21 protein-coding genes and 1 pseudogene are annotated in these 18,551 nt (G+C 58.8%); 14 read left to right on the top strand and 8 right to left on the bottom strand.

From position 1 onward, the window contains the following. Positions 1 to 3 precede the first annotated feature (3 nt). The 4 genes from F617_RS0122055 (at position 4) to F617_RS0122040 (ending at position 2,217) form a co-directional block, all read left to right on the top strand. The gene (locus F617_RS0122055; RefSeq protein WP_019566744.1) at positions 4 to 381 is read left to right on the top strand and encodes a DUF2147 domain-containing protein; all 378 of its coding nucleotides are present in this window, start codon (positions 4 to 6) and stop codon (positions 379 to 381) included. A gap of 20 nt (positions 382 to 401) precedes the next feature. Continuing rightward, positions 402 to 833 (top strand): DUF2177 family protein, encoded by a 432-nt coding sequence (locus F617_RS0122050; RefSeq protein WP_019566743.1) that lies wholly within the window; start codon positions 402 to 404, stop codon positions 831 to 833. Positions 834 to 964: 131 nt separating this feature from the next. Then, a complete protein-coding gene (locus tag F617_RS0122045; protein ID WP_004431393.1) occupies positions 965 to 1,507 on the top strand; it encodes a sigma-70 family RNA polymerase sigma factor in 543 nt (180 codons plus the stop codon). Further along, positions 1,504 to 2,217 carry an anti-sigma factor domain-containing protein gene (locus F617_RS0122040; RefSeq protein ID WP_004431391.1) on the top strand — a complete coding sequence of 238 codons (714 nt, stop codon included), beginning with the start codon at positions 1,504 to 1,506 and terminating at the stop codon, positions 2,215 to 2,217. The genes F617_RS0122045 and F617_RS0122040 overlap by 4 nt, the downstream gene beginning before the upstream one ends. 45 nt (positions 2,218 to 2,262) lie before the next feature. On the opposite strand, the gene F617_RS0122035 is transcribed toward F617_RS0122040, so the two are convergent. The 3 genes from F617_RS0122035 to F617_RS0122025 all read right to left on the bottom strand — a co-directional run bounded on the left by F617_RS0122035 (position 2,263) and on the right by F617_RS0122025 (position 3,978). Then, complete coding sequence (locus F617_RS0122035) at positions 2,263 to 2,979, bottom strand: DUF72 domain-containing protein (RefSeq protein WP_019566742.1); 717 nt, start codon at positions 2,977 to 2,979, stop codon at positions 2,263 to 2,265. A 66-nt stretch (positions 2,980 to 3,045) separates the two neighbouring features. After that, a complete protein-coding gene (locus F617_RS0122030; RefSeq protein ID WP_019566741.1) occupies positions 3,046 to 3,639 on the bottom strand; it encodes a general stress protein in 594 nt (197 codons plus the stop codon). A 21-nt stretch (positions 3,640 to 3,660) separates the two neighbouring features. Then, positions 3,661 to 3,978, bottom strand: coding sequence for a PepSY domain-containing protein (locus tag F617_RS0122025; protein WP_019566740.1), 318 nt, complete (start codon positions 3,976 to 3,978; stop codon positions 3,661 to 3,663). 289 nt (positions 3,979 to 4,267) lie between these two features. Between F617_RS0122025 and F617_RS28455 the strand changes: the two are divergent. The 3 genes and pseudogenes from F617_RS28455 to F617_RS0122010 form a co-directional block, all read left to right on the top strand. Then, positions 4,268 to 4,369, top strand: a pseudogene (locus tag F617_RS28455) (DUF892 family protein); the annotation flags it as partial. Positions 4,370 to 4,455: 86 nt separating this feature from the next. Then, the gene (gene catE / locus F617_RS0122015; RefSeq protein WP_019566738.1) at positions 4,456 to 6,600 is read left to right on the top strand and encodes a catalase C; all 2,145 of its coding nucleotides are present in this window, start codon (positions 4,456 to 4,458) and stop codon (positions 6,598 to 6,600) included. A gap of 117 nt (positions 6,601 to 6,717) precedes the next feature. Continuing rightward, positions 6,718 to 7,527, top strand: a complete 810-nt coding sequence (locus F617_RS0122010) for a transglutaminase family protein (protein WP_019566737.1) — start codon at positions 6,718 to 6,720, stop codon at positions 7,525 to 7,527. Between the two features lie 160 nt (positions 7,528 to 7,687). On the opposite strand, the gene F617_RS0122005 is transcribed toward F617_RS0122010, so the two are convergent. The 4 genes from F617_RS0122005 to F617_RS0121990 all read right to left on the bottom strand — a co-directional run bounded on the left by F617_RS0122005 (position 7,688) and on the right by F617_RS0121990 (position 12,309). Next, the gene (locus F617_RS0122005) at positions 7,688 to 8,611 is read right to left on the bottom strand and encodes an SRPBCC family protein (protein WP_019566736.1); all 924 of its coding nucleotides are present in this window, start codon (positions 8,609 to 8,611) and stop codon (positions 7,688 to 7,690) included. Further along, positions 8,608 to 8,949, bottom strand: a complete 342-nt coding sequence (locus tag F617_RS0122000; RefSeq protein ID WP_019566735.1) for a helix-turn-helix transcriptional regulator — start codon at positions 8,947 to 8,949, stop codon at positions 8,608 to 8,610. Before F617_RS0122000 ends, F617_RS0122005 begins: the two co-directional genes overlap by 4 nt. A 132-nt stretch (positions 8,950 to 9,081) precedes the next feature. After that, positions 9,082 to 10,872 (bottom strand): ABC transporter ATP-binding protein, encoded by a 1,791-nt coding sequence (locus tag F617_RS0121995; protein WP_019566734.1) that lies wholly within the window; start codon positions 10,870 to 10,872, stop codon positions 9,082 to 9,084. A gap of 447 nt (positions 10,873 to 11,319) precedes the next feature. Then, complete coding sequence (locus F617_RS0121990) at positions 11,320 to 12,309, bottom strand: tripartite tricarboxylate transporter substrate binding protein (RefSeq protein ID WP_026331010.1); 990 nt, start codon at positions 12,307 to 12,309, stop codon at positions 11,320 to 11,322. A gap of 176 nt (positions 12,310 to 12,485) precedes the next feature. Between F617_RS0121990 and F617_RS0121985 the strand changes: the two genes are divergently transcribed. From F617_RS0121985 to F617_RS0121970, 4 genes are all read left to right on the top strand, one after another. Further along, positions 12,486 to 13,964, top strand: coding sequence for a PAS domain S-box protein (locus tag F617_RS0121985; RefSeq protein WP_019566732.1), 1,479 nt, complete (start codon positions 12,486 to 12,488; stop codon positions 13,962 to 13,964). 140 nt (positions 13,965 to 14,104) lie between these two features. Then, complete coding sequence (locus tag F617_RS0121980) at positions 14,105 to 14,284, top strand: CsbD family protein (RefSeq protein WP_004431371.1); 180 nt, start codon at positions 14,105 to 14,107, stop codon at positions 14,282 to 14,284. Positions 14,285 to 14,315: 31 nt separating this feature from the next. Beyond that, positions 14,316 to 14,639: a BON domain-containing protein gene (locus F617_RS0121975; protein WP_004431370.1), complete on the top strand. Its 324-nt coding sequence runs from the start codon at positions 14,316 to 14,318 to the stop codon at positions 14,637 to 14,639. Continuing rightward, on the top strand, positions 14,636 to 15,142 hold the full coding sequence (locus tag F617_RS0121970; RefSeq protein ID WP_004431368.1) for a DUF992 domain-containing protein: 507 nt from the start codon (positions 14,636 to 14,638) through the stop codon (positions 15,140 to 15,142). Before F617_RS0121975 ends, F617_RS0121970 begins: the two co-directional genes overlap by 4 nt. An 82-nt stretch (positions 15,143 to 15,224) precedes the next feature. On the opposite strand, the gene F617_RS0121965 is transcribed toward F617_RS0121970, so the two are convergent. Further along, a complete protein-coding gene (locus F617_RS0121965; RefSeq protein WP_019566730.1) occupies positions 15,225 to 15,773 on the bottom strand; it encodes a hypothetical protein in 549 nt (182 codons plus the stop codon). A gap of 135 nt (positions 15,774 to 15,908) precedes the next feature. Here F617_RS0121965 and F617_RS0121960 point away from each other — a divergent pair, with 135 nt between their 5' ends. The 3 genes from F617_RS0121960 (at position 15,909) to F617_RS0121950 (ending at position 18,549) form a co-directional block, all read left to right on the top strand. Beyond that, positions 15,909 to 16,571 (top strand): response regulator transcription factor, encoded by a 663-nt coding sequence (locus F617_RS0121960; RefSeq protein WP_019566729.1) that lies wholly within the window; start codon positions 15,909 to 15,911, stop codon positions 16,569 to 16,571. After that, the gene (locus tag F617_RS0121955) at positions 16,568 to 17,926 is read left to right on the top strand and encodes a HAMP domain-containing sensor histidine kinase (RefSeq protein ID WP_019566728.1); all 1,359 of its coding nucleotides are present in this window, start codon (positions 16,568 to 16,570) and stop codon (positions 17,924 to 17,926) included. Before F617_RS0121960 ends, F617_RS0121955 begins: the two co-directional genes overlap by 4 nt. A gap of 170 nt (positions 17,927 to 18,096) precedes the next feature. After that, the gene (locus F617_RS0121950) at positions 18,097 to 18,549 is read left to right on the top strand and encodes a GNAT family N-acetyltransferase (RefSeq protein ID WP_019566727.1); all 453 of its coding nucleotides are present in this window, start codon (positions 18,097 to 18,099) and stop codon (positions 18,547 to 18,549) included. The last annotated feature ends 2 nt before the right edge of the window (positions 18,550 to 18,551 follow it).

The raw sequence follows: 18,551 nt of genomic DNA, 5'->3' as shown, positions 1-18,551 counted from the left end.
ACGATGAAAATCAATCCCTTGATAATCGCATCTGTCCTGGGTCCGATGCTTGCGGCCTCTGGTGCCGGAGCAGCCGACATCGACGGAAACTGGGCGCGCGGCGACGGCAACGCGAAAGTGCTAATCGCACCCTGCGGCGACAATATTTGCGCCACCAATACCTGGATCAAGCCGGGCACGCCCGAGGAAAAGACCGGTGACCGGCTGATCATGACCATAAAGCCAGATGAAACAGGCGTCTATTCGGGCACCGCCTTCGATCCGCAACGCGACAAATCCTACAAGATAACCGTGACGGTTGATGGCAACAGCATGACTACCAAGGGCTGCATTGTCGCTGGTCTCCTGTGCAAAGGCATTACCTGGGCCCGCATCAACTAGACTCTGGAAAGGACAAACCGATGAAGACCTATATCTCAGCCTACTTCTTCACCCTCATCGCCTTTCTGGTGATTGACTTCATCTGGCTAAGCACCATGGCGTCGCGGCTTTATCGCCCGGCGATCGGCGATCTTCTGGCTGAGAACTTCCGGCTGGCCCCGGCGATCATCTTTTATCTCATCTACGCGGCCGGACTGACCTTTCTTGCGGTTCGTCCAGCCCTCATATCAGGCCAGTGGACGACCGCGTTGGTTTATGGTGCAGCCGTCGGCTTCATGGCCTATGCCACATATGATCTCACCAATCAGGCAACGTTGAGAAGCTGGTCCACGACGTTGACCATCGCTGATCTTCTGTGGGGCACCTTCGTGTCCGCAGCCGCTGCCATCATCGGTTACCTCGTCACCGTACGGCTGGTCGGTCCACTGCAAAATCCGGCAGGTGTGTTATGACATCGACCATCCCTGCCGGCTGCTTCCACCCGGCCAAATTATGGCCGGGAAGACGTGAACTTCATTTCGCGCATGCCTTGCCTTCCCACAAAGGACAACCCTATATAGGAGGCGCAAGAAGGGATGTTCGAATGCAGGGTACAGAGATAGCAACGCTCATAAACCGCGTCGGCATGGGCGATCGCTCGGCATTCGTTTCCCTCTATCAAGCCACCAGCCCGAAGCTTTATGCGATCTGCCTGAAAATCCTGCGTGACAGGACCGAAGCCGAAGAAGCGCTTCAGGAAGTCTATATCAAGATCTGGCAACGAGCCCTCACATTTGCAGCAAGCGCCGGCACACCGTCGACGTGGCTCGCCGCAATCGCCCGAAACCATGCGATCGATACGATCAGGGCCCGCAAACCCGTGGGCGACGACATTGACGAAGCCTATGACCTTGCCGATGACAGCATCCGCAATCCGGAGCAGCAGGTCGTTCTCGCCGATGAGGGTCGCAGGATCGACAATTGCATGCAGGAACTTGAAACCGTTCATGCGCAGGCGGTGCGTCGGGCCTATATCGAAGGGCTGAGCTATATCGAACTCGCCAAGGAATTGCGGGTGCCACTCAACACGGTCAGAACCTGGTTGCGGCGAAGCCTTCTCAAACTCAGAGAGTGCATGCAGCGATGACAACGAGCGAAAACAGCGAGGGCATGCATTCGCGCGACGAAATCCTCGCTGGCGAATATGTGCTCGGCGTGCTGCCGTTTGAAAAGCGTCGTGAGGTCGAGCGGCGCATGCAGGACGACAGGGTCTTCGCGCAGCTGGTCCACCGTTGGGAAAGCGAATTTTCAGACTTCAACGTGGATTACGAAGAACAGGCGCCGAGTGCGGCCATTCTCGCCCGCATTGAAGAACGCCTGTTCGGCAGCAAGACCAGCAACGCCAATGGCAGCCTGTGGAGTTCCGCATCCTTCTGGCGATGGATATCGGTCGCCACGAGCGCGGCTGCCGTGGCAGCAATCGTTTACGCCGCATTTCCCGAAAAATGGCAGGGCACAGCTCCGCTGGTAGCAGAACTTTCGACAACGGACAGTCAGGTCAACCTGCTTGCATCCTATGATGCAGAGACCGGCAGGATGCACATTATACCGGTTGCGACCGGCAAGGCCGATGAGAAATCACTGGAATTGTGGCTTGTGATGGATGGCGGCAAGACCCGTTCGCTCGGTGTCTTCCAGCCCGGAACGAATGGCGATCTCATTATCCCGGCGGATATGCGTAACAACATTTCGGAAGGCACGACCTTCGCGATCAGCGTGGAACCCTTCGGTGGCTCACCAACTGGTCAGGCAACCGGCCCTGTTATCGCGATCGGCACCGCACGAAGGCAGCTTTAAGGCGTCACGCCTTCATGCGCTTTTGCCAACTGCTGAATCATGAGCTCAGTCCGCGCACCGTTTAGTGGTTGCGCAATCATCGAGCATTGCCAGCGCGTTCTTTATTGCGGCACCGGAGGCGGTATTGTCGAAAACGCACCAGGATTCGGCGGAAAGGCGTTTTTTAAACGAGAGGATTTCGGCGGCGCTGTAGTCGGAATAATAAATCCGGGGAGCGCCGTGCAGCCGGACATATTTGGGCGGCTCGGAAAAATCACTCGCCGGCCAGACCGGTGCAGGATCGGCCAGCACACGATCAATGGCAGAGCGTTGCAGAACCTCTTGCGCTGAATGCGTAGCCCAACTTGTGTGACGCGGTTCGAGTACCAGCATGCCGGGAAAGGTCTGACGCATAGAATCAAACGCGGCCTCCGCGTCGGAGGCATCAAATATGAGATTGGGTGGCAACTGGCACAATAAGGGTCCAAGCTTGCCATCCAGCGCCGCAAGTTCCCCAACGAATGCCTTGAAGACTTGTCCGATTTCCCGCAACCGGCGCTCATGCGTGAACTCGCGCGGCAGCTTCACGGCGAAGCGGAAGTCATCGGGCACCGAATTTGCCCAACGCTCGAACGTCGTTGGCCGGTGGTGGCGATAAAAGGTGGAGTTGATCTCGACGCCGTTGAATACGGCAGCATATCGGCTAAGCCCACTTCCCGTTTCGGGAAAACGGTGTGCCACAGTCTTGGGGATCGACCATCCAGCTGTTGCAATGACCGGCACTTTCACCTGCCCCCGAGGCTATCAAAGAGAAGGCCGGCATATGCCGACCTTCCCTGTTTCTAATGCTTAGCGTCTGTAACGCAGACGTTCCTGTTCGATTTCAGTGGGCTCATAAGGATCGAGCGTGTCGTCAAACCGTGACCAACCGTCTTCGGCATAGGCCGCGCGCCGCTTGTCCGGATCAACCCAGTTGGACTGGCGCAGGACTTCTTCGGCGTCCGTGTAAAGGCTGTCCTCGACCTTCGCGGTCACGAGCGTGCCACCCCGGCGAACGCCTTCTGCGTAAACATGGGCATGGTCTTCGGAAACGCCGGCGTCCGTCAGCGCGCCGATAAGGCCGCCGGCGGCGCCGCCTGCGACGGCACCGGCAACAGCGCCTGCCGCCGTCGCGGCAAGCCAGCCTGCCGCAACCACCGGTCCGACGCCGGGAATTGCCATGATGCCAAGGCCTGTCAACAGGCCGCCAACACCACCGACAGCAGCGCCGATGCCGGCACCCGTGCCTGCGCCTTCAGCAGCTTTTGAATCATTGCCATGGCGTTCGTCTGCATTGTTGGAAACAATGCTGATATCTTTAGACGGGACGCCGCGTTGTTCCAGTGCAGTAACGGCGGCGCTGGCATCGGAGTAGTCGTCGAAAAGTCCGGTAACGGTCTTCATAGGATTCTCCCAAAGATTGAATTAGTTAGCGACAATATTGCCCTGATAGTCGAGCGCCACGTTTACAGACTTGCCGTCCTTCGAGGCCTTGGCCTGCCACACACCCTTGTCGTCGAGCGTAAGACCGGTCACTTCGGCATATCCGGCGTCCATAAGGCGTTTATTCGCCTGTTCCTCGGTAAAGCTGTTTGCGCCTTCTACAGGCGAAGTCGCATTCTTGGTGTCCGGCGTGGCGACGGCAGGCTTGCTGCCATCTGTGGCTGGAGCGGTGGACGTCTGAGCGAAGGCGCCAAGGGTCGACGCGCCGAGAAGCGCGGCGGCTAAAAGAAGCTTTTTCATGATTTTTCCTCGTTGTAGCCTTCAGTGCAGGCTCGACAGGGAAACAACATGTCGGGCCTCATGGTTCCGCCAATCTGAAAATAGAATTTGCTGGCCTTGCCGTTCCATCATCGTCGAAACGCCACCGAACTATCTCTGCCGGATGAGGAACGTCCGCCTATTCAACCGGTTACTGGCATCGCTGTGATGCCACCGCGCACCGGAATGTGAATTCTTTTCCCGCAGCAGGAACATCGTCTCCACTCAGGGGTTGTCCAAGTACATCATTCAAAGTTGATCGGATTCCCACATGCCTGCGGAAACTACATTGCATGACCTGTTCCTCGATACGCTCAAGGACATCTGTCTCGCCGAACAACAAGTGCTGAAGGCTCTGCCAAAGACCGTGCGGGGACCCTTCCAAGCTCAGGCCGCCTTTTAGGGCGGCTTTTTCATTTCCGGGTCGAATAGGCCCCTTCAAATTTCAGGAGCCACACCATGGCCAAGACCACCTCCACATCACCAAGCGACAAGACCGAAACCGTAACGATCCATGACCAGAAGCTGGAGCGCGGTGCTGGCGGCGAGCTGCATCAGACGGCGGAAAACGACGCGCCGGTGCTGACGACCGCTCAAGGGGGGCCGGTCGCGGACGACCAGAATTCTCTAAGGGTCGGGCCGCGCGGTCCGCTCGTCGTTGATGATTTCCATTTCCGCGAAAAGATCTTCCATTTCGACCATGAGCGCATTCCCGAGCGCGTCGTGCATGCTCGCGGTTACGGCGCGCATGGCTTCTTCGAGACCTACGAGTCCTTCTCCGCATACACAAAGGCGGATTTCCTGCAGCGCGCCGGCGAAAAGACACCAGCCTTCGTCCGTTTCTCGACGGTTGCGGGCAACAAGGGCTCAGCCGACCTTGCGCGCGACGTGCGCGGTTTCGCAGTGAAGCTCTATACACAGGAAGGCAACTGGGATCTCGTCGGCAATAATATTCCTGTCTTCTTCATTCAGGACGCCATCAAGTTTCCCGACCTGATCCACGCCGCCAAGCAGGAACCTGACCGGGCTTTCCCGCAGGCGCAGACGGCCCATGACAATTTCTGGGACTTCATCAGCCTGACGCCGGAAAGCATGCACATGGTCATGTGGGCCATGTCGGATCGTACCATACCGCGGTCTTTCCGCTTTATGGAGGGTTTCGGCGTTCATACCTTCCGTCTGGTCAATGCCAAGGATGAATCGACCTTCGTCAAGTTCCACTGGAAGCCGAAGCTCGGGCTTCAATCGGTCGCCTGGAACGAGGCGGTCAAGATCAATGGCGCCGATCCCGATTTCCATCGCCGCGATCTGTGGCAGGCGATCCAGTCCGGCAACTTCCCGGAATGGGAATTGCAGGTGCAGCTCTTCGATCAGGAGTTTGCCGACAGCTTCGATTTCGACGTGCTCGATCCGACAAAGATCATCCCCGAGGAAATCCTGAAGCCGCAGCCGGTCGGACGACTGGTGCTCGACCGTATGCCTGACAACTTCTTTGCCGAGACCGAGCAGGTTGCGTTCATGACGCAGAACGTGCCGCCGGGTATCGACTTCAGCAATGATCCGCTGTTGCAGGGTCGCAACTTTTCCTATCTCGACACCCAGCTGAAACGCCTTGGCGGGCCAAACTTCACCCACCTGCCGATCAATGCACCGAAGTGTCCCTTCGCGCATTTCCAGCAGGATGGCCACATGGCCATGCGCAATCCTGTTGGCAGGGTGAATTACCAGCCGAACTCGTTCGGTGAAGGCCCGAGAGAGTCGCCGAGCCGGGGGTATCGTCATTTTCCGGCAGAAGAACAGGGGATCAAGGCGCGGCTGCGCCCCGAGAGCTTTGCCGACCACTACAGCCAGGCACGGCAATTCTACATCAGCCAGACCCCGCCAGAACAGCGTCACATCGCGGCAGCCCTGACATTTGAACTGAGCAAGGTGGAAACAGCCGTGATCCGCGAACGCATGGTGTCGCATCTCATGAACATCGACGAGACGCTGGCAAACACCGTCGCGCAGAAGCTAGGTTTCAAGTCCATGCCGAAGCCGGCGGATGCCGCCATGCCGACACGTCAGGATCTGGAACCCTCGCCGGCGCTCAGCATCGTCGAGCGTGGTCCGAAACGCTTCGAAGGCCGCAAGCTTGGTATACTCGTCACCGATGGTGTCGACGCCAAATTGCTGAACGGCCTGATGTCGGCGATTACCAAGGAAAAAGCCGTCTGCGAATTGATAGCCCCGAAGGTCGGTGGCGTCACCGCCTCAGACGGGAGCTGGATTGCGGCCCATCACATGATCGACGGCGGGTCATCGGTTCTCTTCGATGCGGTTGCACTGTTGACTTCTGCCGAGGGGATAGACGATCTGGTCAACGAGGCGACGGCGCGTGACTTCGTGGCCGATGCTTTCCAGCACTGCAAGTTCATCGGTTACGACCAGTCGGCGCTGCCATTGCTGGAAAAGGCCGGTATCGCAGGCGATCTTGACGAGGGCACGATTATCCTCCCAGGTGAGGAAGGCCTCGCTGGCTTCGTGTCGAACCTTGGCAATCTGCGTGTCTGGGGACGGGAACCTTCCGTAAAACTCGGCAAGGCTTCACCGCCAGTAAAGTGAAATCACAGGCGGGCGCGGCTACAATGCCGCGCCTTGATGACGCACGATCGCCCGCCCGAGGGCGTGAAAGCGTTTCAGCGTGAACAACATCAAGATGGCTCATAAAGGATGTACTGAATGAAGATTCGCGCCGGGTTCGATATTGCTTATGAATGCGAGAATGAGACGGCAATGCTGCTTGTTCTCAATCTCCACCCCAGCCGGCGCGCAGACCTGCTCACCGAACAGGTGCTGACCTTCGACAGGCCAATCGAGGCCTGGGGTTATATGGATATCTTCGGGAACGCCTGCAGCCGCATAACCGCACCGCCAGGTGTGACGACGATCTCGACGCGGTTCGACATATATGACGGCGGCCTGCCAGATCCCGTTCCTGAAAACGCTTTCCAGCACGATATCAAGGATTTACCAGACGATGTTCTAGTATTTCTGCTGGGCAGCCGTTACTGCGATACCGACCGCCTGGCGGATTTCGCCTGGAAAAACTTCTCGGCAACACCGCTCGGCTGGCCCCGTGTGCAGGCGATCCTCGATTTTGTGCATTCCCATATTGTCTTCAACTACGAGAAAGCCGATCCGCTCAGGACCGCATATGGCGGCTTCATCGACCGGAACGGGGTTTGCCGCGATTTCGCACATCTTGCGATCACACTCTGCCGTTGCATGAATATCCCCGCTCGCTATTGCACCGGCTATCTCGGTGATATCGGCGTGCCGAAAGACCCCAACCCGATGGATTTCAGCGCCTGGTTCGAAGTCTATCTCAGCGGCCGCTGGTATACGGTCGATGCCCGTCACAACAGGCCTCGCATCGGACGCATCTTGATGGCGACAGGACGAGATGCGACCGACGTCGCCCTGTCCACCGCCTTCGGGCCGGCTATCCTGAAGCGGTTCGAAGTCATTACGGAAGAACTGGCCGGATAGCGACGGGCAGCGTCAAGACGCTCAGGTCTCGCTCAACCTAGACCGACGCGACCTGAATGACCTCGGGAGCGGAGCCGTGTGTCGACTTGTTCTTACGGTGAAAGGCGATGAATTCATCGGTTGGAAGCGGCCCCCCTGTTGAAGTTCAGTCCCGGTGCGATTACGATGCGAAAACAAAGCGTTCCAGTTTGCCGAGCGTCTGCTGACCCAGTTCGATAGCCCCAAAACCCTTCGCGTCCTGGAACTCGGATTCCGTGCTGAACACCATGCCGAGCACGACCTTCGTCGCGCCGTCCTGATCCTCGAACGAAGCCCAGGCGTCGGCATGTTTCGGCCCGTTTTCGCCCCAGAGCAGCGTGTAGCCGATCCTCTCCTCAGGCCTGACCTCGATATATCGATGATGGTTCGGGAAGACAGTGCCGTCAGGTCCGATCATGTCGAACACCCACTCGCCGCCGGTTCGCAGATCGATCCTCTTCGTGCGACACGAAAACCCTTCCGGTCCCCACCATTGCGGCAGCGTCTCGGAATTCATCCAGGCCTTCCAGACGATGTTGCGCGGCGCCCTTATCGTTCGCTCCAGCACCATTGTTCGTCTGGCCACCTCGGCCAGATTGTTAAGACCGGCACCGAAGCCCTGCCGGTAACCCGCCTGCATATCCGCAGCCAATGAGGAAAGCTGCACGGTTACGACAACGCGACTGCCCTGCTCCGTCGCCGAAAAATCAGCGGTCACCAGCGCCGCAGACTGCGTCACGTCACCGGACGACACCACCTCGTAATTGACGCTGCGCAAGGCTGGCTGCAATTCCAGCCACCCGCATTCGGAGCGAATATCCGGCTGCCCATCGACCTTGCAGAGCGAAACTTCGCGTCCGCCAACTCTGGTATCGGCTTCCAGAAACTCCACGGTCACGGCGGGCGTGGGCGCTGCCCAGACAGCCCGCGCGGCAGGCGACGTCCACACTTGCCAGAGGACCGACAATGGAACAGCGACCACCCTTTCGAAGCTCAGTGTTGCAAAGCGGCCATCGCCAAGATGGGGTTCAGCACGGGTGCCGTCCTGATTGAGTTTCGACATCATTCCGTGCGCTCCTTCGCAGCCTGCATTGCAAATGCCTCCAACCGGTCGAGCCGGCTCTCCCAAATGGCCCGCTGTTCATCAAGCCAGGTTCGCACCGGCTCCAGAGCCTCGGGCACGATAGCGCAGGTGCGCACCCGCCCATCCTTTGAGGTGCGGATAAGCCCCGCCTCCTCCAGTACCGAAAGATGCCGCATCACGGTCGGCAGACGCAGCCCCGTGGGAGCGGACAATTCCATGACGCGGGCAGGCCCTTGCGCGAGCTTCGTCAGAACAGACCGGCGCGTCGGATCGGCCAGAGCCTGAAAGATCAGCGATAGTTCGGGCGAATGCTTAGTCATATTGCTAACTATCATGTAGTACGGCTCTAACGCAAGGGAAACTTCGTCGATTAGCTAAGTGTTCGTCCGTGAGCATTTGTTACCCGCCGCGCAAAAGAAAAACGCCGGAGCATTGCCCCGGCGTTTCATTTTTTAAGCCACCAGACCCTTGGTCAGTTCCAGCGCCTGCCGCTCGAATAGCCGGCGATAGATGCCGTCGTTCAGACGGATCAGCGCCTGGTGGTCGCCCTCTTCGACAATCTTGCCCTTGTCGAACACCAGCAGACGGTCAAGCGCCCGCACGGTGGAAAGCCGGTGCGCAATGACCAGCGTGGTGCGGCCATCCATCAGGCGTTCCATGGCCTCCTGGATCTGCACTTCGCTTTCGCTGTCGAGGCTCGATGTCGCCTCGTCCAGAATCAGCACCGGTGCATCTGCGAGGAAGGCACGGGCAATGGCGACACGCTGCCGCTCCCCGCCAGACAATTTCACGCCGCGCTCACCCACCATCGTCTCATAGCCCTTGGGAAGGGACTTGATGAAGTCATGGGCGCTTGCCTGCCTCGCCGCCTGCTCGATCTCACGCCGCGAGGCGCTCGGCCGGCCATAGGCGATATTTTCCGCCAGCGTGCGGTGGAACAGGATGGGTTCCTGCTGCACGATGGCGATCTGGCTGCGCAGGTTTGCCTGCCTGGCCTTGGCGATGTCCTGGCCGTCAATGCGGATCGAGCCGGAATTCACATCGTAAAGCCGCTGGATAAGCTTGACGAATGTCGTCTTTCCCGACCCCGAATGCCCGACCAGCCCCACACGCTCACCCGACCTGATGGTGACTGAAAAGTCCTCATAGAGCGGGCTGGGATGCGCGCCATATTGAAAAGTGACGTTGTCAAAAACGATTTCGCCCTTCTCTATCCTGATCGGCCTGGCATCCGGCCTGTCTTCGACACCCAAAGGCATCTTGTCGAGCAACACCAACTCTTCCATGTCGTTGACGGCACGTTGCAGATTACGGATGTGTTGACCGACATCACGCAGATAGCCCTGCAGGACGAAGAACATCGCCAGCACGAAGGTGATGTCGCCCGGCGTCGCCAGTCCCTGCTGCCACATGACAAGGCCTGTTCCCAGAATACCGGCCTGCATGGACACCATCATGAAGCCCTGGATCGTGCCGTTCAGCGTGCCGCGTTTCCATGTCCTTCGCGTACGGTTGTCCCATTTGGCCAGCACATGGCGCAACCGCGCCTCTTCGCGAGTCTCGGCGCCGAAAGCCTTGACCACCGAATTGCAGCTGACGGCATCCGCCAACGCGCCACCAAGCTTGGTATCCCAGGCGTTTGCAAGTCTTGCCGCCGGCGATACGAAGCCCATGGAGAGCAACACGGTGACGCCGACATAGATCAGCGACCCCGTGCCCACGATCAAGCCCATGATCGGCCAGTAACTACCCAGCACGACGGTGGCGCCCACCAGCATGACGATGGAGGGCAACAGGGCGATAAGAAGCACGTCATTGAGTGAATCAAGCGCCCACATGCCACGCGTGATCTTGCGAACCGTTGAACCGGCAAAGCTGTTGGCGTGCCAGTCGGTTGAGAACCGTTGCACCCGGTAGAAACCGTTATTCGCCACATCCGCCATGGTTTTCAGCGTCAGCCTGATGATGCCGTTAAACACGAACCAGCGCAGGACTACGCTGGTCAAGCCCAGCGCCACGACGACGACGAAGGCGCGCAGCGCCCGGTCAGCCCCGTTGCCGCCGGCAATGGCATCGACGATCTGGCCGGAGAAAACCGGCACCATGACTTCGGCCAGCGTGCTGGCAATCACCAGCACAACAATAAAGCCCACCAATGCCCGCCGGTGGGTCCAATGGTGGAAAACAAAGCCGAGCACATGGCGATAGGCATCGGCGCGGAAATCGAGCTTCTTGCGAGACATTTTAACCAGCACGGCGCCATGCGTTCGGCAACCGGTCCTCAAAAACGGAAGTTGGATGGCACAGCCCGGGCGGAAAACAAAAATTATCCCGTCAGATCAATCGGGCTATGAAGGAAAACAAAACCGGATGTGGGGCGCGCTCTGGGCGGGCCACGAATGGAAATGACCTAGTGTCGGTTCATTCCACGCGGGAGGAACTTGATGAATGATGATGTCATGCAACGCCTCCCTATGTTCGATCTGACGCGGTGAGAAATTTGTACCTGAGCTGTTCGCCGTTGCCAACCGGGTAATTGCAACCTTATGGCAAGTGATGCGAAAACGACACATCAGCTGGTGTGACGGCAACGAACGTGGCCGATGCCAATGAAAGCTTCGGCCACGGTTTTTGCGTGGTGGCGCTTCCCGCCGCACCCAGGCTCCGGTGCGCGGCGAGAACATATCTGGTCAATCCATCTGGACGTTTGCGTTCTTGACGACCGGTTCCCATTTGGCGATTTCGGCTGCAACGTGGCTTTTCAGCTCATCGGGCGAAGAGCCGACGATCTTGGCGCTGAATTCGGCCATGCGGGCCGCCACACCCGGATCGGCAAGCGCTTTCTTGGCCGCCGCATTCAGTGTGTCCACCACATCGGCCGGCGTGCCGGCAGGCGCAAACAGCGCGTTCCACGTGTAGGTTTCATAACCGGGTACGGTTTCGGCAATGGTCGGCAGATCCGGGAATGATGACGCCCGCTCGGCGGTCGTTACGCCAAGCGCCCGCAATGTGCCGGATTTGATGTGGCCGGACGACGACGGCAGATTGTCGAACATGATCGAAATCTGGTTGCCGAGAAGATCGTTGAGCGCGGGGCCGGCACCTTTATAGGGAACGTGCTGCATGCTCACACCGGTCATGCTCTTGAACAATTCCCCTGAAAGATGCAGCGGCGTGCCATTGCCGGACGAGGCATAGGCATATTTGTCCGGTTCGGCTTTCAGAAGCGCGATCAATTCCGCGACGCTGTTGACGTTCAGCTTCGGATTGACAACAAGCACATTGGGAACCACGACCAGAAGCGAGACCGGGGCAAAATCCTTTTGCGGATCATAAGGCTTTGTCTTGAGAATGAGCGGGTTCAAGGCATGGGTAGCAACGGTGCCCATCAGGATCGTGTAACCGTCAGGCTCTGCGCGTGCGACACGGTCGGCACCGAGATTGCCGCCAGCACCGGCAACATTTTCAACGACTATCTGGTGACCAAGCTCATCACCCATTTTCTGTGCGATGACGCGCGCAACCACGTCGGTTGAGCCACCTGCCGCGAAGGGAACGACCAGCGTAATCGTTCGATCAGGAAAACCCTGCGCGCTCGCCGTCAGTCCCATCATGCAAAACGAAGCAGCCGTAGCCGCAAGTTTCACCACCATACGCCGTTTCAAAGACCGGTAATTCATGAACCCTCCTGTAGAATGGCCTCCCCGCCATCAGCGCATAGTAGCTCAAATGGACCTGAGAGCAAGCAACCGGCATCGCAAACCATGCGGGAAGGCCACGCGACACGCCTGCCCTGCAACGCTTGGCGGAACCGCGCGTTATAGCGGGCACAAAGCATCGAAATACCGGGGGCAACATGGACGACAACGTAGACATTCCCAAGATCAACCGGCTCGTGTTGCAAAACCTTATAGCTGGCCTCAGCGACGGGTTGATCCTGCTCGAAAACGACGGAACGATAGCCTGGGCCAACAAGGCCGCCCTTCAGATGCACCGTATAGAAGCGATGCCTGAGCTTGGGGAGGATGCCGCTGCCTATCGGCGAAATTTCACGCTTCGATACCGCAACAACCACCTGCTTGACGAGGGGCAATATCCGCTTGAACGGCTTCTGGCGGGCGAGACCTTCGAAGATGTGACGGTAGAGATATCGCCAAGCGGCGATGAAGCGGAATGCTGGGTCCACACGGTGCGCGGGCTCGTTCTTGAAGATGCTGGCGCAAAACCGGATGTTCTGGTCCTGATCATCCGGGACGAAACGCCGCGTTTCGAGGCGGAGGCGCGCTTCGAGAGCGCCTTCAATGCCAATCCGGCGCCGGGACTGATATGCCGGCTGGAGGACAAGCGTTTCATCCGCGTCAATCAGGGTTTCCTTGAGATGACCGGGTTCAGCCGTGAAGAGATCATCGGCATCAGTGTCGAGGAACTCGGACTGTTTTCCGAGTGCGATACAGGCGAGGACGCCCTGAAAAAGCTGGAGGATGGCCGGCTCATCCGTCAGCGCGAGGCGCTCATTCCCATCCCCGGCGGCGACAGGCTGGTTATCGTGGCCGGCGAAACGATCGCCGTTGCCGAAGAACCCTGCATGCTGTTCACCTTCGCCGATCTGGACGGCCGCCGCAAAGCCCAGAACGCCCTGCGACAGAGCGAGGAGCGCTTCTTCAAGTCCTTTCGCCTGTCGCCTGTCCCGGCAGCGATTTCGAGGCTGGACGACTTCGTGCTGATGGAAGTCAATGACGCTTTTCTGGTCCTGTGCGGACGCAACGAGGCCGAAGTCGTGGGCAAGACGGCCAGCGAATTGCGGCTGTGGGAGGACGCGGGCGCGCGCCGCGATCTCGAAAAGCGGCTGAAGGACAACATCCCCATCCGCGATGAGAACATGCGCATGAATCTTTCCGGTGGCGGTTTGGCCGAATGCATCGTTTCCGCCGAACGCGCCGAGATCAACGATCAGCTCTGTGTCATCTGGGCGATACAGGACGTGACTGAGCGGCGTAGAACCGAGAACGAACTGATTGAAGCGATCGAAAGCGTCATGACCGATACATCGTGGTTCAGCCGGACGGTTGTCGAGCGGCTGGCGGGGCTGCGGCAGAACTCCCGCGGCACAACGTCTTCAGCCTCCCTCAAGGATCTCACCGAGCGCGAGGAGCAAATCCTGTCACTGATCTGCGATGGATGCAGCGACAAGGAAATGAGCGACAGGCTGAACCTGTCCAAGCATACGATCCGCAACCATATCGCCTCACTCTACGGCAAGATCGGTGTCAACCGCCGCACCGCCGCCGTGATCTGGGCACGCGAGCGCGGTTTTACCGGCCATAGGGAAAAATAACCGCAGCCGAACGCGAAAATAGGTCAGTTTGTACCAGTTCAACTAGTAGCTATTGCTCTGCAAACTGTGATTTTTCCGAACTACCTTACCATCATGCCGCTACCAACAGCGGCACCCTCTAACGATGGAAGGAGTTCGTCATGGACAATAACCGTATCGAAGGTATCGCCCGTCAAGCCAAGGGCACCATCAAGGAAGCAGCCGGCAAGATCACCGGCAACGACAAGCTTCAGGCAGAAGGCAAGGCCGAGAAACTGGCTGGCCAGGCGCAGGAGAAGCTCGGACAGGCAAAGGACGCCGTCAACAAAGTTCTCAAGTGAACCATCTATGTTCAAGGCAGGAGGTTTCACGATGATGCTCTCGTGCGATGCAAACCAGGTGTCAAGCTGCGATCCCCAGGAGATCAGCCTGTGCGCCGCGTTGCAAGCCGTGATCGCCTATGCGGACGGGCAGGAAAAAAGCTCGATCTCCGTCACCTCCGTGGAGGGCCGTATCGTGCTCTCCGGCGAGGTGGAAACACTCTCTGCCTTCGAACATGCGGTCATCATCGCAGAATGTTTCGCGTCGCGGCCCATCATCGCCGATCTGGCGATACGGCAGCGGCCTTGCACCTATCTGGAGACGCCGTCCCGGCGCATCCATCTAGCGAATAACAACAGGAGTGAAAAACAATGAAGACATTCGTTCTCGCAACCGCGATTGCAACCCTGGCCCTTGCCCCGATTGCTTCAGCCGAAACGAAGCACAATGCAAAGCGCCCCATGGAAACCGCGCAGAAGGAACGCGTCGGCACCCTGTCGTGCGAAATTGCCGGCGGCGTCGGCCTTGTGGTCGGCTCCAGCAAGAGCGTGGCCTGCGAGTTTCGCCAGCGCTCCGGCAAGACCGAGCGTTATACCGGCACGATCGGCAAGCTCGGTCTCGATATCGGCGTAACCGGCAAGACCTATATGAGCTGGATCGTGCTGAACACCGCAGCCAGCCGCGTGGGTGACGGTGCGTTGAGCGGCAACTATGTTGGTGCCTCCGCTGCCGCATCGGTCGGCGTGGGCTTGGGCGCCAATGCACTGATCGGCGGCAATGCCAAGAACTTCGCGCTTCAGCCGCTCAGCGCCGAAGTCGGCACCGGCGTTAACATCGCTGCGGGTGTCTCGCGTCTGCAGTTGAAGCGTGCGGGCTAAACCTTAAAAAAACCGGCGGCGCGGGCTCGGGACGGTTATCGTCTTCGAGCCCGCGCCGTCTGGCGCAGATCAGGCCCCAATATCAGGGTTTGGGGTGAGGCATCATCTCGCCCATCGGGCCGTCGCCTTTTGGCCCGCGCATCATATCCTCTTTAGGACCATGATGCGGCGGACGGCCTGCCGGTCCAAGTGCCTCGATAGTGCCATCCTGACGGACGACATAGCTTGCCCGCAGGATACCCCTGTCGAAACGGCCCTGAACGCTGACCGCTTCATCGACAGTCACGACCTTCCCATTATCGCCCTCGGGGCCGGTATCGATGAGTGCGCGGCCGCTATCATCCTGAACGATGAACTTGTTGCCGAAAATCTCGGCGACCTTGCCCTTCAGGGTCACGAGATTTCCTTCCTTGACGGTGGAAATGGCAACGGGTGTCATCGGCGCCATCTCGGGTGTCGGGCGTGTCAGCTTCACCGCACCGGCTCCGGCAGCGGCTCCAACGGCCAGCATGGCAACGGCCGCAAAGGCGAACGCGGCGGTTTTACAGCGATGTTTCCGGTGCGGCGGCACGGGAGTGTCAGAAGTGGCCTTCGGTGCTGCGATTTCGTTATTCTCTTCAGAGTGGGACATGGTGGTCTCCTGTTTGATTGACAGGGCCTTTTTACCTGCCAGGCACCACCAGCAGCCTGAACCTTGTGGTTCAGGTTGAGTTAAGCCTTCCGGGCCTAGTTAAAACACCGCCCACGAAACCGAAACGGCAGGATCATGCGCATACTTCTCGTTGAAGACGATACCGATCTTTCCCGGCGCATCGCAGCCAGCCTGCGGGCGGAAAATTTTGTCGTCGACATCGCGCAGAATGGCGAGGATGCCGAACATGCCGGGCTTACCGAACTTTACGACGTGGCCGTTCTCGATCTGGGATTACCGAAAATCGATGGCGTATCGGTTCTGAAATCATGGCGGGCAGCGCAGCGGAACCTGCCCGTGCTCGTTTTGACCGCGCGTGACGGATGGCCGGACAAGGTGGCGAGTTTCAAAGCGGGAGCAGACGATTTTCTCACCAAGCCGTTCAAGGTAGAAGAACTGGTGCTGCGGCTGCGTGCACTCGTTCGCCGCGCCACCGGCCACGCCGCCTCCGCCATCACCTGCGGTTCGCTCATCTTCGATGCGCAGCTTGGAACCTTCGAACAGGACGGCTTGCCGCTGAAGCTGACCGCGCTGGAGTGGCGGGTCCTCTCCTGCCTCATCCTGCGCAAGGAAGTGGTGGTCGACCGCCGCGAACTCATCGAACGGGTCTATGAGGGCGATGCGGAAGTGGATTCCAATTCCATCGAAGTGATCATTGCCCGCCTGCGGCGCAAGATCGGTGCCGGGCATATAGAGACCGTTCGCGGGCGCGGTTACATGCTGAAGGCAGAGCCATGAGGGAGTTTTCGGCCATTCCGGGTTCGTCGATCTCGCGCCGCCTCACGGTTTTTTCCGTGGTTTTCGTCACCGCGACCGTGATCGTCGCCTCGATCATACTCTATCTCATCGTTGCCGGCGTGGTGCGTGAACAGATCGACCAACGGCTCGACACGCAGATAGAGGGATTGCGGAGCGCACTCTCCGGCAGCGCAAGCGGCGGCGTGACACTCAACGCCGCGCTGGACGGCCCGCCATTCGACAGGCGCGGCTCCGGCTGGTACTGGCAGATCACCGGCGAGGGCGTAGCTATCGTCTCTCGGTCGCTCGCGGGGCAAACCATAACCAACCCGCCCTCCCCGTTCGAATGGCGCAAAATGATGGGCCACGGCCCTCGTCCCGGCGCGAATACCGATTTTCACGGCGAGAAGCTCTATCTCAGATCCATTCAAACCATGGTCGGACAGCGCCTCGTCGAAATCACTGCCACGGCGCCGCAATTCGCGCTGGTTGCACCCGCCCGCAGCGCGCTTCTGTGGTTGATACCTGCCATGACCCTCTTGGGCGCGAGCCTCGTCGGCGGTATTTTCCTGCAGGTCAGATATGGTCTGCGACCACTGCGGCAACTCACCGGCGATATTTCCTCGATTTCGGCAGGCACACTCGACAGGTTGCCGGAGGCGGATGTCGAGGAACTGCGTCCCGCCTCGAGCGAAATCAACCGTCTCGTGGAGCAGAATAGCGAGAGGCTTGCGGAAACACGTCTGCACTTTGCAAATCTCGCCCACGGTCTGAAAACCCCGGTGACAAGCCTCTACCTTGCGCTCAACGAAACCAACGACCCGGATCGCGAAATGCGTGCGCTGGTGGACAGGATCGACCAGCGCATCCGCCACCATCTGGCAAGAGCCCGCAAGACCGCGGCAGGCGGCACGGCCACGGTGACCGCCCTCAAACCGAGAATAGACGATATCGTTGATATCATGTCGCGTATTCATGCCGACCGGGGGATTGTCGCTACAGTCGATGTGGACCCCGAGTTGCTATTGCATGTCACGCCTGAGGATCTGGACGAGATCGTTGGCAATATCATCGACAACGCATTCAAATGGGCAAAAAGCGCGGTTCGTATTTCCGCGAAAAAGACCGGACGCGACGTCTGGATCGTGATCTCGGACGATGGACAGGGCATCGAGGATGCCCGCATTTCCGAGGCTTTCCAGCCGGGCAGACGCATGGACGAGACCGTTCCGGGTGACGGCTTCGGTCTTACCATCGTCAAGGAACTTGTGGAGCTTCATGGCGGCAGCATCAGGCTGGAGCGCGGCGAAAATGGCGGGCTTACCTGTTCGCTGGCCCTGCCGGCAGGATCTTGAGGAAAGCCCGCCTTTCCCTTTGTTGACCCTGCTGCGCAGCAGCGGTAGATACAGGTTTCGAAGCAGGGAGATTTATGCGCAGAGGTTGAAAATCTGACCGCCCATCGCGGTTTCAGCCGGCTCTGAAAACGGAGCTGACCCTTTGGCATGTCTAATTCTGCGGAATTTCCATGAATATCAAATCTATCGACATCCGGCCCTTTGACGCGGCAGCGGATACGCAAATCCTGTCACGCATCTGGCTCGATGCCTCGCTGCTGGCACATCCCTTTATCGGTACGCGGCGTTTGCGCGAGCAGCAAAGGCTGATCGAAGATACCTATCTGCCGCTATCGGAGACTTTCGTCGCGGCGCAGGCCGGCGACCCTGTTGGCTTCATCAGCCTGCTCGACAGTTTCATCGGAGGCCTGTTCGTCGCACCGGCACAACATGGCAAGGGTATCGGGCGCAGGCTCATCGCCCACGCGCTTGATCTCAAGGGTGAATTGTCGCTTGAGGTCTATACCGCCAATGAGCAGGCGATGCGGTTTTACCGTTCGCTCGGCTTCTTTGAAGTCTCGCGCAGGTCGACTGACGATGACGGCCTGCCCTTCGAGAATGCCCGCCTGTCACTGAAGGCCTGAAA

Origin of the sequence: Agrobacterium sp. 10MFCol1.1, from assembly GCF_000381165.1 — a bacterium.
In the GTDB taxonomy this organism is placed as follows: domain Bacteria; phylum Pseudomonadota; class Alphaproteobacteria; order Rhizobiales; family Rhizobiaceae; genus Agrobacterium; species Agrobacterium tumefaciens.
Note: the sequence above shows the minus strand (reverse complement) of the source record. Positions and strands in the feature narration are given on the sequence as shown.

Bases quoted from the DNA above. Each gene is read 5' to 3' on its own strand.
- F617_RS0122000 (WP_019566735.1), bottom strand. From the start codon at position 8,949: ATGACTAAGCATTCGCCCGAACTATCGCTGATCTTTCAGGCTCTGGCC.
- F617_RS0121965 (WP_019566730.1), bottom strand. From the start codon at position 15,773: ATGTCCCACTCTGAAGAGAATAACGAAATCGCAGCACCGAAGGCCACT.
- F617_RS0121990 (WP_026331010.1), bottom strand. From the start codon at position 12,309: ATGAATTACCGGTCTTTGAAACGGCGTATGGTGGTGAAACTTGCGGCT.
- F617_RS0121995 (WP_019566734.1), bottom strand. From the start codon at position 10,872: ATGTCTCGCAAGAAGCTCGATTTCCGCGCCGATGCCTATCGCCATGTG.
- F617_RS0121955 (WP_019566728.1), top strand. From the start codon at position 16,568: ATGAGGGAGTTTTCGGCCATTCCGGGTTCGTCGATCTCGCGCCGCCTC.
- F617_RS0121975 (WP_004431370.1), top strand. From the start codon at position 14,316: ATGATGCTCTCGTGCGATGCAAACCAGGTGTCAAGCTGCGATCCCCAG.
- F617_RS0122010 (WP_019566737.1), top strand. From the start codon at position 6,718: ATGAAGATTCGCGCCGGGTTCGATATTGCTTATGAATGCGAGAATGAG.
- F617_RS0122050 (WP_019566743.1), top strand. From the start codon at position 402: ATGAAGACCTATATCTCAGCCTACTTCTTCACCCTCATCGCCTTTCTG.
- F617_RS0122040 (WP_004431391.1), top strand. From the start codon at position 1,504: ATGACAACGAGCGAAAACAGCGAGGGCATGCATTCGCGCGACGAAATC.
- F617_RS0121980 (WP_004431371.1), top strand. From the start codon at position 14,105: ATGGACAATAACCGTATCGAAGGTATCGCCCGTCAAGCCAAGGGCACC.
- F617_RS0122055 (WP_019566744.1), top strand. From the start codon at position 4: ATGAAAATCAATCCCTTGATAATCGCATCTGTCCTGGGTCCGATGCTT.
- F617_RS0122005 (WP_019566736.1), bottom strand. From the start codon at position 8,611: ATGATGTCGAAACTCAATCAGGACGGCACCCGTGCTGAACCCCATCTT.
- F617_RS0121960 (WP_019566729.1), top strand. From the start codon at position 15,909: ATGCGCATACTTCTCGTTGAAGACGATACCGATCTTTCCCGGCGCATC.
- F617_RS0121950 (WP_019566727.1), top strand. From the start codon at position 18,097: ATGAATATCAAATCTATCGACATCCGGCCCTTTGACGCGGCAGCGGAT.
- F617_RS0121970 (WP_004431368.1), top strand. From the start codon at position 14,636: ATGAAGACATTCGTTCTCGCAACCGCGATTGCAACCCTGGCCCTTGCC.
- F617_RS0121985 (WP_019566732.1), top strand. From the start codon at position 12,486: ATGGACGACAACGTAGACATTCCCAAGATCAACCGGCTCGTGTTGCAA.
- F617_RS0122025 (WP_019566740.1), bottom strand. From the start codon at position 3,978: ATGAAAAAGCTTCTTTTAGCCGCCGCGCTTCTCGGCGCGTCGACCCTT.
- catE (WP_019566738.1), top strand. From the start codon at position 4,456: ATGGCCAAGACCACCTCCACATCACCAAGCGACAAGACCGAAACCGTA.
- F617_RS0122045 (WP_004431393.1), top strand. From the start codon at position 965: ATGCAGGGTACAGAGATAGCAACGCTCATAAACCGCGTCGGCATGGGC.
- F617_RS0122030 (WP_019566741.1), bottom strand. From the start codon at position 3,639: ATGAAGACCGTTACCGGACTTTTCGACGACTACTCCGATGCCAGCGCC.